Raw genomic sequence first — 14,693 nt, 5'->3', positions numbered from 1 at the left:
CTTAAAGCAGATTGCTACATTGATTGCTCAAAAAGCCTTTTGGCAAAATGGCTTGCAAATTGCACTAGAAAGGGCGAAGATGTATTGCGGGAATTCTAATAGAGATTTTAATAGAGATGTTTCGCTTGCTATGCAAGCTCAACATGACAAAGGGGATTCTTGTCATTCTGAAACCTCCCCCTATTGTCATTCTGAGCGTAGCGAAGAATCTCTTAAGGATTCCAATAAAGATGTTTCGCATTTTTCAAATGCTCAACATGACAAAAGGGAGAATCGTCATTCTGAAAGAGTGCAAAGCACGACTGAAGAATCTCATTTCTTAGATTCCAATAGAGATTCTTCGCTTGTTTCACAAGCTCAGAATGACAATTTAACTTCACCCAAACTTGACAAGACTCTTTTAGAATCCCTCCCTACTCTGCCACCAAATGGCTGGAAACTTAAAAAGCTCGGAGAAATATGCGAATTTAGAAGGGGACCATTTGGCGGAAGCTTAAAAAAAGAAATTTTTGTTTCAAATGGTTATAAAGTTTATGAACAGCAACACGCTATAAATAATAATTTTGAAATAGGGTATTACTATATAACGCAAGAAAAATTTAACTCAATGAGAAGCTTTGAAGTTTTACCTAATGATTTAATTGTAAGCTGTTCTGGAACGATAGGGAAAATTGCAATAGCACCAGAAAATATTAAGAAAGGAATTATTAATCAAGCACTTTTAAGATTAAGGATAAAAAGCGAAAGTATAACTAGTAAAAGTTTAAAGATAATTTTAGATAATTTAAATAATCCTTTTGAAGAAAAAGCACATGGTATAGCTTTAAAAAATGTAGCAAATATTGAAACTTTAAAGCAAATCCAAATCCCCCTCCCGCCCCTAGAAGCACAACAAAAAATCGTCTCTGTGATTGAGGACATAGAAGCTAAAATCAGCTTTTTAGATTCCAATTTGGGGAATATAGAAAAACAAAAGAAAGAGATTCTTAAGAGATACTTAAATAGTGATGCTTAAAATTTTAAATAAGATTCCAATGAGATGTTTCGGGCAAGCCCTCGCACAATCAGCAAGGATTTTGCCCATACTTGCAAACAGGACAATTTAACTTGTCATGTCTTAGGAGTGCAAAGCACGACTGAATAATCCCAATCCTCATTTTGTCATTCTGAGGAAGCACGAAGTGCGACCGAAGAATCTCATGAGATGTTTCGCTTGCTATGTAAGCTCAACATGACAAAAAGGAGAATCGTTATTCTGAAACCTCCTCTTGTTATTCTGAGGGCTTTATGTCCGAAGAATCTCAATCTATTACCCTCCCCCTAACCCCCTCCGCAATGGGAGGGGGAAATAATGAATGCCTCTTCCCGCAAGGGGATGGGCTGGGCTCTCCTTATCACTCTGAAGACTCTCCACCTAGTCATTCTAAGGCTTTATGTCCGAAGAATCTCATGAGATGTTTCGTTTGCTATGTAAGCTCAACATGACAAAAAGGAGAATCGTTATTCTGAAACCTCCTCTTGTTATTCTGAGGGCTTTATGTCCGAAGAATCTCATTTAATAGATTCCAATAGAGATTCTTCGCTTGTTTCACAAGCTCAGAATGACAAAGGAGTGGATTCTGCATCTTCACCTCAGAATGACAACTCAACTTCCCCCAAAGAGGATATTCCCAATACTTCTCCCTCCCAACACGAGGGGGATACTTCCTATACCTCCCCCCTCCCTATGCGGAGGGGGTTAGGGGGTGGGTATCCTAAAGATAAAGCCAAAGAATCTCATAAAGATTTAAATAGAGATATTTCACATTTTCAAATACTCAACAGCAAAAAACTTCTTGATAAATAGGCTTCTTACCCTTGCAAATGAATGCTTGGTTCAATAAATCATCTCTATCTTTATCTAATTATTCCGCAAAGCAAAACCCATAAAACAAAATCTGCAAAACAATTCAATTTCACTTATAAATCCCACCTCTAGAATCTGCCTTAAGCATAGATAATAAGAATTTGCTTATCCCTTAATTCATAGAGGATTCTGTATTTGCCAATCCTTAAGCGGTAATGATTGTCCTTGCCTTGTAGCTTTTGTGTATCTTGAGTGTTATTATAGGGATTTTGTGCGATTTGCTCTAAAGCATTGATGATTTTTGGGGCTAGGTCGCGGTGTTTATCTAAAAACTTATCCACTTCCTTGCTTGTTTGCACATTATTCATTGCAATATTTCCTTTTAAGCTCCTCTAAGCTTATAGTCTCGCCCCTCTCTAGCTCTTTTAAGGCTTTTTTATATGCCCTCTCATCCTCTTTTGTCCATATCGTATCAGGCTCTATTTGACTACTAACGCTAAAGGGAATCTCACCTGTTTTTAGCACCTTTGCGGCAAACATTCTAAAGGCTGTCCCTAAATCTAATCCCATATCTTTAAGCATCGCTTCTAATATCTCTTTGTCATTACTATCCATTCTAAATTGAACAACAGAAGTCATTTTTTATCCTTTTGTAGGGTTTTAGATAATCTTGTAAGGAATTATACTACAAATATTAAGATTGATTTAATTTCTTAACAAATGTTTTAAGGCGTTGCTCTAAATATAATAATTTATTTTCTTATCATGTCTTAGGGCTTACAAAAAAGGCTGAAGAATCTGTTGCCCTAGAATCCTCTTTTAATTCTGTCCTTACATTTAATTCTATTTAGAGATGTTTCGCATTTTTCAAATGCTCAACATGACAAAATAGAGAGTTATCATTCTGATATTTCCTTTTGTCATTCCGAGCGTAGCGAAGAATCTCAAAATGCCCACACCTGCCATTCTAAACATTCCTCTTGTCATTTTGAGGGTTTTATACCCGAAGAATCTCATTTAATAGATTCCAATAGAAATACACAATCACAAAATCTCTTATCGTTTAGATGCTTTAAAATTGATTTCTACTAGTTCAAGTTTAAGACAGCAAAATCACAAACTTACACGATGAGTGTCTGCGCTCAATCTCTAAGAATCTTGAATTACACATCCCAACCAAAGAGACTTTTGTTTGTGTCAAGCTTTTTAATTTGTGCGACATCTTCAGCAGAAAGTGCGAAATCAAATATACTAAGATTCTCAATCATACGTTCTTTTTTGCTGCTCTTTGGAATCACATTAATGCCGCGCTCAATCAGATACCTAAGACCTACTTGCGCGCTGGTTTTATTGTATTTCCTGCCAATAGCAACAAGAGTTTGATTGCTAAAAAAGCCTTTTTTGCCATTAGCAAAAGGACTCCATGCCTGCACAATTGTGCGATAGGGCTGCATGGTTTGTTGTAATACCTCTCGTTGAAAAAAGACATGCGCTTGGACCTGATTGACTGCTGGGATTATTTGCACAGATTTCACAAAATCCAAATATACCCGCGTATCAAAGTTTGAAATTCCTAAAGCTTTGATTCTACCTTGAGTATAAAATTCTTCCATAGCCCTATACATATCTTTTGCTTGGGAATACGGACTATGCAACAAAAGCAAATCAATATAATCTAATTGTAGGGAATCTAAAGAAGAGCGAATGCTCTTTTTGGTTGTTTCATAGCCCATATTACTTGAAAGTTTGGTTGTGATAAACAAGTCTTCTCGCCTCAAGCCACTTGCCTTAATGGCATTCCCAACGTACACTTCATTCCTATACATCTGGGCGGTGTCAAATGAACGATACCCAACTTGTAGCGCGTCAAGGATAGCTCTTTCGCATTCCCTGCCTGCAAGAGTATATGTACCAAGCCCGATAATGGGCATTTTTATATTGTTGTTTAAGGTCTGTGTCATCATATCTCCTTTCGTATAGCCAAATAATGTATCTACTCCGAACGTGCTCATTGCAGATATAAGCACTGTGGATTGTTTGAGAAAATCCCTTCTATTTATTTGTTGCATCATTGCTCCTTGTTGAAAATTGTAATATGTGGTTGAAAAGCTTTATTAATATTTTTTGTCATTTAATATAACGAAAGTTCTTGAAATTGTTGTTTGGAATCCAAAGCTATTTTATGATTATGAACCCTTTAGGGTGAAGAATTCCTTAAAGATTCCAATAGAGATTTTTCGCTTGCTTTGCAAACTCAGAATGACAAAGGAGGGATCGTCATTGTGAATCCTCGCCTTGTCATTCTAAACATTGCGAAGAATCTCATTGCATGGATTCTAAGGGATGTTTCACATGCGTTCAACATGACAAACAAAGAGGTAGCATAACAAAGGAAAAGAATACGACAAAAATGATTCAACATAACAACAGCAAACACAATAGAATCTCAATGCCACAATAACATTTCATCAATGAATGCGAAGATAAAAGAATCCCAATTATTCTTTATGCGATATTTCTGTAATAAAAACATAATACCGTAGCAACAAAATAAATCTTCTTTAATAATCTCAAAATTACCCCTTGACAAACACTAGATGTTAGGCTTTATACTTGCATTATTTTATTTAAGGAGAAACTTATGCTATCAACACAACACTTTACCACATATCGCAGAGATTTCTTAAGGTTTGGCACTCTTAGCCTTGCAACTCTAGCATTTGGGGCTGTTAGCAATCGTGCCTCTGCCTCTGAAATTCACTCTGCAAAAAACACAATAAACACGGGCTTTAAAGAAACAAAGCTTACTCTTAGCAAAGAATGGGATAAAACTTTTGCGCGAAGCACGAAAGTCAATCATCAGAAAATCACTTTTCATAATCGTTATGGAATCACCCTTGCTGCCGACATATACACACCAAAAACTACATCGAACAAGAATGCCAAATTTCCCGCGCTTGCTATCTCTGGTCCTTTTGGCGCAGTTAAAGAACAATCAAGCGGCTTATACGCGCAGACTTTAGCGCAAATGGGATTCATTACTTTAGCTTTTGATCCCTCCTATACAGGAGAAAGTGGGGGTATGCCTCGATTTGTTACCTCACCTGATATTAATGTAGAGGATTTTAGCGCGGCTATAGATTTCCTCTCGATTCAAAAGAATGTTGACAATCAAAGAATTGGGGTAGTTGGTATTTGTGGTTTTGGTGGATTCGCAATTAGCGCAGCGGCTAATGACCCGCGCATAAAAGCCACTCTTGCCTCAACCATGTATGATATGTCCCGTGTGAATGCCAATGGTTATTTTGACAAGGAAGATTCTAAAGAGGCAAGACTAAAAAAACGAAGAGATTTGAGCACACAACGAATAAAAGATTATCAAAACAATAGCTACGCTCTTGCTGGAGGTGTACCAAATACTTTGCCCCAAGATGCGCCGCAATTCCTCAAAGATTATTATGATTATTATAAAACACAACGAGGGTATCATAAACGTTCGCTTAATTCCAATAGTGGCTGGAACATTACCTCCAATTTACCCTTTTTGAATCTGCCTATTTTAACTTATGCAGATGAAATTGATTCTGCTGTGTTGTTGATACACGGGGAAAAAGCGCATTCAAGATATTTCAGTGAAGACACCTTTAAGAAATTACAAGGTAAAAATAAAGAACTTCATATTATCAAAAATGCTTCACATACAGATTTGTATGATAAAACTGACATTATTCCGTTTGAAAAAATTGCTATGTTCTTTACGCAAAATCTCTAATCAATTTGAATAATGAAATATAAAACCATAAGACTTTTCTATAAAATAAAGAATAAATTATAAAAAGAACTTTTGAATACCTTTAAGGATTTAACAAGCTAGAAGTAGAGGTGATTTATCCTTTTTACTTAGCTATGATGATTATAAACGTCATTTTGTCTAAAAGCGATTGATAAAATTATTCAAATGATTGAAAGTTACATCTTTAGAAAGGCGGTTTGCAGATTTGCTACTAACAAATTCACGTCGCATTCAAACAATAGAATCTTATAGCCTATATTATGCAAGTGCTTGTTAAGGAGAGCAGATTCTCTGACGTTATTTCTTGCATTGTGCCTTAAGATTCTTCATTGCTTTGTAATCCTTACTCATCGGGCTTATTTCACCTTTATTTTCTGCAATTAACGTGTTGTAGTATTCAATCTTATAATTGAGTTTTTTCAGAATCTCTTGAAGATTCTCTAAATCTTGCAATGTCTTTTGTTTTTGTTCATTGATAATTGCTAGCCTTTCTGATAACGTTTTGCTTCCCAATGAACAAAGATAAATATACTGTCTAAGTTTCTTGATACTCATTCCAATATTTCGGTAGCAATTAACCCATATCACCCATTCAATATCACTCTCACTAAAGTATCGTACCCCATTTATATCTCTTTCCACAAAAGGAAACAATCCCTTATCCAACCAAAACCGAATCTTCCGAGAAGCTACTCCTGTCTTTCTCTCTACCTCTATAATAGTATAAGCCATAATCTCTCCATAAAAGCAGTCTGATATTATAACGTTGCAAGTATAGGCTTGTAAGATTCTATAATCAATCATTCGCAAACCAATAAAACGAATAAATCTACATATCAATACACTACATGACAATTAATAATATATCTCGATATTGTAGCAATCACAAGAGTAATATTGTAGCTAAGTAATTCTTAATTGCATTGAAAATACTATAACAATACAAATCCTCTAAATTGTATTTCTAAATCAATAATAACGTACAACTTCAGCAAGACTTAGTCTCTTTTTACTATATTTTGGTTCTTCCCGTCTGTATCCTAAGCTTAGAATCACGGCCGTTTGAAATGGATATTTAAGCTCCAAAAACATATCAACCTTGTCTTTTTCAAACCCTCCTATCATACACGAATCAATTCCCCTACTCATAGCGGCTAATGCCATCTGCATTAAAGCAAGGTAACAATCGGACTTAGCGTACGCATAGAGTTGTTCTTCGTTTAAAGTGTTGGTTTCATAAGTATAGGCTTGCAGAATGTTATTGAATCGTTTTTCATCACTTGGAGAACAAATTCGCGCAACCTGTTTCTTAATGTACTCATCCTTAGCTTGCAAATCTGTCCTTGCTAAAAGTATAATATTATAGCTTGCAGTGGCAACATTCTCCTGTCCAAAACATATTGTACTTAAGTTTGCATTGTCCTTTTTACTCACAACAACAAAATTCCATGGCTCAAATCCGCACGTACTGGGAGCAAGCCTTCCTGCTTCGAGTATAAACTCCAAATTATCCTTTGTAATCTCTTGGTTTGTAAATGCCTTGCAAGCGAATCGTTGTTTAAGTATTTCTTCAAAGCTTAAATTCATTATTTTCCTTTTGTATTTATTTTGAGATATTTTGTGATTATACAAATATTTTGTTACGAAATAAATACACATTAATACGAGATTTTGTAGAGATTCAATCATAATATTTTTTGCAATTCGCACAATAACACTTATAAGAATCGAAAAGAATTGAACATCGTGTTATAATCTTGTCTTAATGACCTTTATATTACAATTAGATATTCTTTCGAATAAACAACTCTTGAATGAACATTCTATAAGCCATAAGGAACACAATGAATACTTATTTAAATAAAATCGCAAAACTTTTTTTCATCATACTCTCGTCTGGATTTCTTCATGCACAAATCAATCAAACCGGCCACCGCACAAGTCAATACAACATTGGTTGGGGATTAGTTTATGGATTTGATTGGCGCAAAAGCAATTTAGGGCACACTACAGCAAACTATCAAACAAGCGGAATAGACAATCAATACGGAGTAATTGCCTCTATACAATATATTTTAGAATCACAATTCTTTTATGAAATACCGCTTATTATTTCGTATGTTGCCCCTAGCGCGAGATACTTCCAAGCCTACTATAACAATACAGGTGATGGGTATCACTTTGACATGAGCCTAATGGGCGGATACTATCTCTTCCACACGCAAAACCTTAAGCTCTCATTTAAAGGTGGTTTTGGTTATGGCTTTGGTTATATTTGGCAGACTAGATTCCGATTAACTGCGAATAGCAGCATAGAAGACACTTCTAGTGTAGCTCATAACACACTTATCGCTCGTATAGGGACAGAAGTCGGATACCTTAAACATTATTTAGGAATGCTTGTTAACTACTATATGTGGAGCGGAGAATTTGCTGAACTTTACTCTCAACCTAATCAAACAAGTACAACTATCCCTGCACCACTCGTTGTTAATACATCAAACCATTATGCTAATTCTTTTGGAATCAACCTCTATTATATGTATCGCTTTTAACCTATAACAGCAAACAAAGTTACATAAATTAAAGAAAATATCAAAGAATTTTAGCCTTTAACGTTCTATGAGAATCTACAATCTCTATGATATCATCTGCCACTAATTTAGATAATTGTATCGGTTTGTTATCTTTTAGAATCTGGGCAAATCCTAATTGCAGATTCTTAGTGGGATTCATACTCTCTACTAAAGATTCTAAATGCTGCAGTCTTTCTTTTTTTTGCCCCATTAATCTTAGTAGAAGTTCAGTGCACTGTCCAAATAGAGACGGTGGAAGCTGTATTCTTTTCTTATTGAGAAAATACAAAGAGGATTCTATGAATCTTTGTTGTACAAACTCTACAACTTGCTTTTTTTGCCGTATTATAATGAGCATTTGAGATGCTATTCTCTTTTGATGAAATTTGAGTCCTTCACGCACACTAGAGATTCGATGTGTGGGTAGAACAACCATTAATTGCTTATGATAATAGGCGAGATTTTGTTTATGAGTATGAAAAAAGAATCGCACACTATCTCGCAAAGCCTGCTTTTGCATATCAAGCATTTGTTTATGCTGTATAAAAAGCCTCAAAGGATGACAGAGCTCAAGACGTTCACTAAGAGCATGTAGCCTTTGTGATCGAGATTCTATAAAATTCTGCAAGGTATGTCTTAAATGATTCTCTAAATCTATCATCTGTGTTAATAAGGCGTTTTTGTCCTGCAAAATCATTTCCATAGCGGCACTGGGAGTAGGAGCACGGCAATCGGCAACATAATCACTCAGTAAATAATCGACCTCATGCCCAATAGCCGATACAACAAGCGTTTTACAGGCAAAAATCGCTTCCAAAACTTCTATTTCATTAAAATTCCATAAATCTTCGATACTGCCGCCACCGCGAGCCAAAACTAAAATATCAGCACCTAAGCTATCTGCATATCGAATATTTTTAGCAATTACAAATTTGGCTTCTGTACCTTGTGTTGGAGTGTCAATAAGGAAAAATTCAAGAGCATTGAAACGTGTTTTTGCGACTTTAATCATATCTTGCAATGCTGCTGAACTACGGCTAGTAAGCAAAACAATTTGTTTAGGGAATCTTGGTAAAGGCTTATTTTTACAAAAATAATTCCGCTTTTGTAAATCTTGTTTTAACGCGTCATACTGCGCTTTCAGACTCCCCTCTCCATCATAATGTATTGTCTGGACATTGAGACTATATGTACCTCTAGGAGGATAAACGCTAATGTTGCCTTTCGCGATAACCTTATCTCCATTTTTTAAAGCAATGGTATGATTCTTGACATTGCTGCGAAAAAATGTACAAGAAATAACTGCTAGAGAATCTTTAAGACTAAAATAAATATGTCCGCTACTATGACGAACTAAACCGCTAATTTCTCCCGTTACAGCAACTAAACGAAAATCACTTTCTAAAAGGGCTTTGATTTGTGTAGTTAAATCGCTTACTTTAAAAATATATTGCCCGTTTATGCGATTGCTTTTCTGCGTGGAATCCAAAAAGTCACTATAAGAAAAATTCTGTGTAATAGAAGAATCCAATCCCCAATCCTTAAAAATAATCAAAAAATTATACTCAATTCTCTAATAAAAGCTTACAATACAAGAAGAGGAAATAATCCTGATGATTTTATAAGGATTTCAGAATCTGTTTAAAAAATTTTTATCTTAACATATTAGACTCCTAATTATGTTTTACTTTTTATTGAGGAGATTATATGCACAAAGACTCTTTTTCTGTATTCAAACATCTTTTGAAACAGCCTTGCAACTCACGCAACACAAGTAAGATTCTCGCTTGCGCTTTACTTGGTTTCTCATTATCTTTTGCGTTTGGAATCAGTGAAGCTCCGGCATTTACACGCACTTCTCCTGTGGGGAATCCTAATGCGATATATTCTTATAATGACTCCATTAAAAATGCAACCAAAGCCGTCGTAAACATTACAACGGAAAAAAAGGTAGGCAGCGGACCGTCTCCATTTAATGATCCGTTTTTTCAGCAATTTTTCGGAGATATGATACCGCAAGACAGACTACAAGGGGGCATCGGATCGGGGGTTATCCTTACAAATAACGGGTATATTGTTACAAACAGCCATGTTGTAAAGGGAGCGGATAAAATCACCGTAACAATACCAGGTGATAGTAAAAAATACACGGCAAAACTTATCGGGGAAGATTCACAAAGTGATATTGCTGTGATTAAAATAGAAAAAACCAATCTGCCCGTTCTTCCCTTTGCGGATAGTGCGAAATATGCCGTAGGAGACATTGTTTTCGCGATTGGGAATCCGTTTGGTGTGGGGGAAACTGTAACGCAAGGCATTATTTCTGCGCTCAATAAGCACGGATTTGGCATTAGTGCCTATGAAAACTTTATCCAAACTGATGCAAGTATCAATCCGGGCAATTCTGGCGGAGCACTCATTGATTCACGCGGGGCACTCATTGGTATGAATACAGCCATTATTTCACGAACAGGTGGAAATCACGGCATAGGTTTCGCTATTCCTTCTGAAATGGTCAAAAATGTAGCAAGTGAGCTTATTCGCTCTGGGAAAGTAAGACGCGGATTCATTGGCGTGAGCATTAAAGATGTAGATTCGGAAATCTCTAGTGTTTATGGAGATTCTAACGGTGCACTAGTTGTTGGCATGCAAGCAAATTCTCCTGCACAAAGAGCCGGACTTGCAGTATGGGATTTAATCACTGCAGTCGATGGCAAACCTGTTAAAAATGCAGCCGAATTACGTAATCTCATCGGTTCAATGCCCCCTAATAAACAAGTGGTTCTCACTGTATTAAGAAACACGGCAAAAGGCAATCAATCTACACTTGAAACAAAACAAATCACAATGAAATTAGCGGAACAACCGCAAGAATCAACACAAGTTACGCAAGATACTCCTATTCAAGAAAAAGGTTCAGCATTCGATGGTCTGCGAGTAGAGAATCTAACTGACCAATTGAGGCGAGCATGGCGCGTGCCAAATGATATTAGTGGTGTCTTGGTAAGTGATGTTGCAATAAACTCTAAAGCGCAAAGCTTAGGCTTTGAAAAGGGCGATATTATTGCGCAAATCGAAAATATGCCAATTAAAACCACCATAGACTTTCAAAGGGCTATGCAGAATTATAAAAACAAAGCAAAACGTGTGTTAATTTATAATATGACAAATGGTGAAGTGAAAACAATTATTGCTAACTAGCTACAAAAATATAACAAAAGTAGTAAGATGGTTGTTTGACTAAATGAAAAAGCGCAACAGAATCTCCATCTATTTAAGAACAACCAAACATTCATCTTAGTCCTGCGAGAAGCCATTGTTCTTAACGCATAGGGGATTCTGATCATTCTAACCTTAGAAACTCTTCTCAAAATCTGATAATCATATCTCAATTCATAACCTTGTCAATCAATTTATTATCTCCTGATATTAAGTGATATTAAGAATACTCTAATAATTGTTTGATATAATCTCCATATTTTGTAACTTCAACCAAAAAGCTATCATGTCCATAATCGCTTTGTATAATCTCTAAACTACAAATTAACCCCAAAGAATCCATGCGCTGCTTGATGTGCTGCATTTCTGATACGGGGAACATATTATCTCCACTAAACGCGACCAAATGCAAAGGTGATTTAATTTCATTTAAAGCATGATCTAGGCTTGCAAACCCCAATGAAGCATCATACATGCTTAGAGCGCGAATCAGATATAAATAGCACAAAGGATCAAAATATACGCTAAAGTTCGCGCCATTATAATCCAAATAACGTTCTACCTCAAATCTCCCAAAAAGCTCGAAATAGCCATCGGTAGCAACATAATGTCTTGAAAATTTCTTCTGTAAAGTAGAGAGCGAAAGATACTGACTAAAGCCTAACATACGCGCTATTTGTAATCCCTTAAATCGAGGGAGAGGGGAAGTGGTAATTGCATAATTCCCTTGTTGAAAATCAGAATCCAACATAATAATTTCTCTCATAATTTTATTAATCATAATAATTTGAGGATTACTAATATAACTAGCGGCAATAGGAATAAACATAGCCGCGCTTTTTGGATAAAGAATCGCAAAGCTTAAAGCCTGCATGCCACCCATAGAACCACCAATAACTGCATGCAATCGAAGTATCCCCATTGAATTTAACAAAATCTTGATAGCTTTAACCATATCTTGAATCGTAATAACAGGAAATTTAAGCCGATAAAAATCATTATTGCCAAATGAGCCATAAATCGGGCTTATAGGCGAAGTTGAACCATAACACGAACCAATAACATTTGCACAAATAACAAAATACTTCTCCGTGTCAATAAATTTCTTATTTCCTACCATATTGTCCCACCAACCAGCTTTTGCTTCATTTTGATACTTGCCCGCGCAATGATGGCTACCTGTAAGTGCATGTGTTACTAGAATAGCATTGCTTTTATCATTGTTGAGCTTGCCGTAAGTCTCATAAATAATCTGATATGGCTCTAAGATTCTACCTGAGGTAAGATAGAGTGGACTTGTAAAAACTTTGGTATGTGTTTGTCTTATAAGAGAATCTTGAGTGCTGACATTAGGCATATTTGCTCCTGTATCAAAGAGTGTATCTCCTCAAGATTAATTGGCTTGAGGGCAGTAATAAAAGAATGAGTCTTGTAGCTTCATAAGCGCACACAGATTCCATGTTCATGCAAATATCTCTTTAATTCCATAATTTCGACTTCCTGATAATGAAAAATACTCGCGGCAAGTGCTGCATCGACTCCAGCCTCAAATACTTCCAAAATGTCCTTCATGCTTCCAGCACCGCCGCTAGCAATAAGCGGGAGCTTGCAAGCCTGCATAGCAATCTGCAACGTTTCCAAATCAAATCCAGCCTTCGTCCCATCAGTATCCATACTAGTTAGCAAAATCTCTCCTGCCCCTAAAGATTCTACCTCTGCAAGCCATTCCTGCATATCCCTACCGCTATCGACTCTACCTCCAGACAAGAAAACGCCAAAGCTTAGGTCTTCTCTACGTTTTACATCAATTGCCACAATGATACATTGAGAGCCAAAAGTCTGTGCAGCCTCTTGAATAAAAGAAGGGTTTTTTAGTGCGGCGGAATTAAGGCTTACTTTATCGCAGCCTGCATTGAGCAGATTTGATATGTCCTGCAATGTGCTAATTCCACCGCCAACACTCAAGGGAATAAAGACTTCTCTTGCAATAGATTCAATGAGATTCAAAGTAGTCTTTCTTTCTTCAAAAGTCGCATTAATATCTAAAAATACCAATTCATCTGCACCAGAATCATTATATTGTTTGGCAACTTCGAGAGGATCGCCTGCATCCTGTAACCCCACAAAATTCACACCTTTCACGACTCTAGCATTCTTTATATCCAAGCAGGGAATAATTCTTTTTGCTAAATTTGTCATAAATTGCCCTTGTCATAGTTTAAAAAACGTTGTTATAATCATAAATGAAAATTATATACTATCAATAATATTTGGATTCTGAATTTTTAAAAAAGCAATTCATCACTTATTTTCATAAAACATTTTGATTTAGGGCATAAGGAGTGGCAAAAATGCAAAATTTTGCACACGACCTATTTTTAACAAAAAACCATATAAATAACAAAAAATATACAAATAAATCCATAAGGAGAGAGACTAGAAATATTCTCCCTAAGAAAAATTGGGGGCAGAATTTTTTATCTGATACGACCATAATAGAACAAATCTTCCACGCCATTCCCTCAAACATTGGAGAATCTATTTTGCAAAAAAAAATAAGATTGATTGAAATAGGGATTGGCTTGGGTGATTTGACTAAGAGACTAGCACTCAAATATCCATTATTATGTTATGAAATTGATACAAGGCTTATTGCCTTAGCAAAGCAGAATCTAGCAAATGAATTAACTGCTCAACAAGTTGTAATTTTAGAAGCAGATGCGCTACATATTCGAAGTGGTAATGGTTATTTGTTTGAAAGCGAATATTTCTTGGTTTCAAATTTGCCTTATTATATTGCAACATCGATTATTTTGCAAACACTTAGGGATAGTTTATGTACAGGATTCCTTGTAATGACACAAAAAGAAGTCGCACAGAAATTTTGTGCTAAGGTGCATAACAAGGAATATTGTGCTTTAAGTGTCATATCCGAGATTTTAGGCGAAATTCACTATTTATTTGATGTGTTGCCACAAAGTTTTATACCGCAGCCAAAGGTAGATTCTGCGGTATTTTGTTTTGAGAGAACAAGAGATTTGCTTCCCGTGCATTTAGAATCTATTTTAAAATACGCATTTCTTTCGCCAAGAAAAAAGCTTTTTTCTAACTTAACTAAATGGGATTGGTTAGGTAGAGTTGGCACACAGGAGATTTTTGATGCTTTTAATCTCCCAGAGACCATACGCGCACATGAAGTATCCTCTGAGCAATATTGCAAAATAGCAGATTTTACATTGACTCTTAATAAAGGATAAAA

15 protein-coding genes are annotated in these 14,693 nt (G+C 36.0%); 7 read left to right on the top strand and 8 right to left on the bottom strand.

Annotation, left to right across the window (positions count from 1 at the left end; genetic code table 11):
- The first annotated feature begins 19 nt into the window (after positions 1-19).
- The 3 genes from CQA66_RS07150 to CQA66_RS07145 all read left to right on the top strand — a co-directional run bounded on the left by CQA66_RS07150 (position 20) and on the right by CQA66_RS07145 (position 1,846).
- Positions 20-1,015, top strand: a complete 996-nt coding sequence (locus CQA66_RS07150) for a restriction endonuclease subunit S (protein WP_104763609.1) — start codon at positions 20-22, stop codon at positions 1,013-1,015.
- A 272-nt stretch (positions 1,016-1,287) separates the two neighbouring features.
- Complete coding sequence (locus tag CQA66_RS09175; RefSeq protein ID WP_147289217.1) at positions 1,288-1,485, top strand: hypothetical protein; 198 nt, start codon at positions 1,288-1,290, stop codon at positions 1,483-1,485.
- 52 nt (positions 1,486-1,537) lie between these two features.
- Entirely contained in the window at positions 1,538-1,846 is a 309-nt protein-coding gene (locus CQA66_RS07145) for a hypothetical protein (RefSeq protein WP_104763610.1), read from the top strand.
- A gap of 140 nt (positions 1,847-1,986) precedes the next feature.
- Here the strand turns inward: CQA66_RS07145 and CQA66_RS07140 are convergent, their stop codons facing one another.
- The 3 genes from CQA66_RS07140 to CQA66_RS07130 form a co-directional block, all read right to left on the bottom strand.
- Positions 1,987-2,214, bottom strand: coding sequence for a type II toxin-antitoxin system RelE family toxin (locus CQA66_RS07140; protein WP_104763611.1), 228 nt, complete (start codon positions 2,212-2,214; stop codon positions 1,987-1,989).
- Entirely contained in the window at positions 2,207-2,485 is a 279-nt protein-coding gene (locus CQA66_RS07135) for a type II toxin-antitoxin system RelB/DinJ family antitoxin (protein WP_104763612.1), read from the bottom strand. The genes CQA66_RS07140 and CQA66_RS07135 overlap by 8 nt, the downstream gene beginning before the upstream one ends.
- Before the next feature lie 524 nt (positions 2,486-3,009).
- On the bottom strand, positions 3,010-3,915 hold the full coding sequence (locus CQA66_RS07130) for an aldo/keto reductase (RefSeq protein WP_233707786.1): 906 nt from the start codon (positions 3,913-3,915) through the stop codon (positions 3,010-3,012).
- Positions 3,916-4,487: 572 nt separating this feature from the next.
- Between CQA66_RS07130 and CQA66_RS07125 the strand changes: the two genes are divergently transcribed.
- Entirely contained in the window at positions 4,488-5,618 is a 1,131-nt protein-coding gene (locus CQA66_RS07125) for an alpha/beta hydrolase (protein WP_104763613.1), read from the top strand.
- Positions 5,619-5,936: 318 nt separating this feature from the next.
- Here the strand turns inward: CQA66_RS07125 and CQA66_RS07120 are convergent, their stop codons facing one another.
- Both CQA66_RS07120 and CQA66_RS07115 read right to left on the bottom strand, forming a co-directional pair.
- Positions 5,937-6,371 carry a MerR family transcriptional regulator gene (locus CQA66_RS07120; RefSeq protein WP_104763614.1) on the bottom strand — a complete coding sequence of 145 codons (435 nt, stop codon included), beginning with the start codon at positions 6,369-6,371 and terminating at the stop codon, positions 5,937-5,939.
- A 237-nt stretch (positions 6,372-6,608) separates the two neighbouring features.
- Positions 6,609-7,226, bottom strand: a complete 618-nt coding sequence (locus CQA66_RS07115; protein WP_104763615.1) for a nitroreductase family protein — start codon at positions 7,224-7,226, stop codon at positions 6,609-6,611.
- Between the two features lie 257 nt (positions 7,227-7,483).
- Here CQA66_RS07115 and CQA66_RS07110 point away from each other — a divergent pair, with 257 nt between their 5' ends.
- Positions 7,484-8,194 (top strand): hypothetical protein, encoded by a 711-nt coding sequence (locus tag CQA66_RS07110; RefSeq protein ID WP_104763616.1) that lies wholly within the window; start codon positions 7,484-7,486, stop codon positions 8,192-8,194.
- 40 nt (positions 8,195-8,234) lie between these two features.
- On the opposite strand, the gene xseA is transcribed toward CQA66_RS07110, so the two are convergent.
- Positions 8,235-9,746 (bottom strand): exodeoxyribonuclease VII large subunit, encoded by a 1,512-nt coding sequence (xseA, locus tag CQA66_RS07105; RefSeq protein WP_233707787.1) that lies wholly within the window; start codon positions 9,744-9,746, stop codon positions 8,235-8,237.
- 176 nt (positions 9,747-9,922) lie between these two features.
- Here xseA and CQA66_RS07100 point away from each other — a divergent pair, with 176 nt between their 5' ends.
- Positions 9,923-11,416, top strand: a complete 1,494-nt coding sequence (locus CQA66_RS07100; RefSeq protein ID WP_104763617.1) for a Do family serine endopeptidase — start codon at positions 9,923-9,925, stop codon at positions 11,414-11,416.
- Between the two features lie 238 nt (positions 11,417-11,654).
- On the opposite strand, the gene metX is transcribed toward CQA66_RS07100, so the two are convergent.
- Together metX and hisF are read right to left on the bottom strand one after the other, a co-directional pair.
- The gene (gene metX / locus CQA66_RS07095; RefSeq protein ID WP_104763618.1) at positions 11,655-12,791 is read right to left on the bottom strand and encodes a homoserine O-acetyltransferase MetX; all 1,137 of its coding nucleotides are present in this window, start codon (positions 12,789-12,791) and stop codon (positions 11,655-11,657) included.
- 80 nt (positions 12,792-12,871) lie between these two features.
- On the bottom strand, positions 12,872-13,633 hold the full coding sequence (hisF, locus tag CQA66_RS07090; protein WP_104763619.1) for an imidazole glycerol phosphate synthase subunit HisF: 762 nt from the start codon (positions 13,631-13,633) through the stop codon (positions 12,872-12,874).
- A gap of 152 nt (positions 13,634-13,785) precedes the next feature.
- Between hisF and rsmA the strand changes: the two genes are divergently transcribed.
- Positions 13,786-14,691, top strand: coding sequence for a 16S rRNA (adenine(1518)-N(6)/adenine(1519)-N(6))-dimethyltransferase RsmA (gene rsmA, locus CQA66_RS07085; protein WP_104763620.1), 906 nt, complete (start codon positions 13,786-13,788; stop codon positions 14,689-14,691).
- Positions 14,692-14,693: the final 2 nt, after the last annotated feature.

Origin of the sequence: Helicobacter aurati (assembly GCF_003364265.1) — a bacterium.
Taxonomy (GTDB): Bacteria; Campylobacterota; Campylobacteria; order Campylobacterales; family Helicobacteraceae; genus Helicobacter_A; species Helicobacter_A aurati.
The sequence above is the reverse complement of the archived record's forward strand: the minus strand, read 5'-3'. Positions and strand labels throughout refer to the sequence as shown.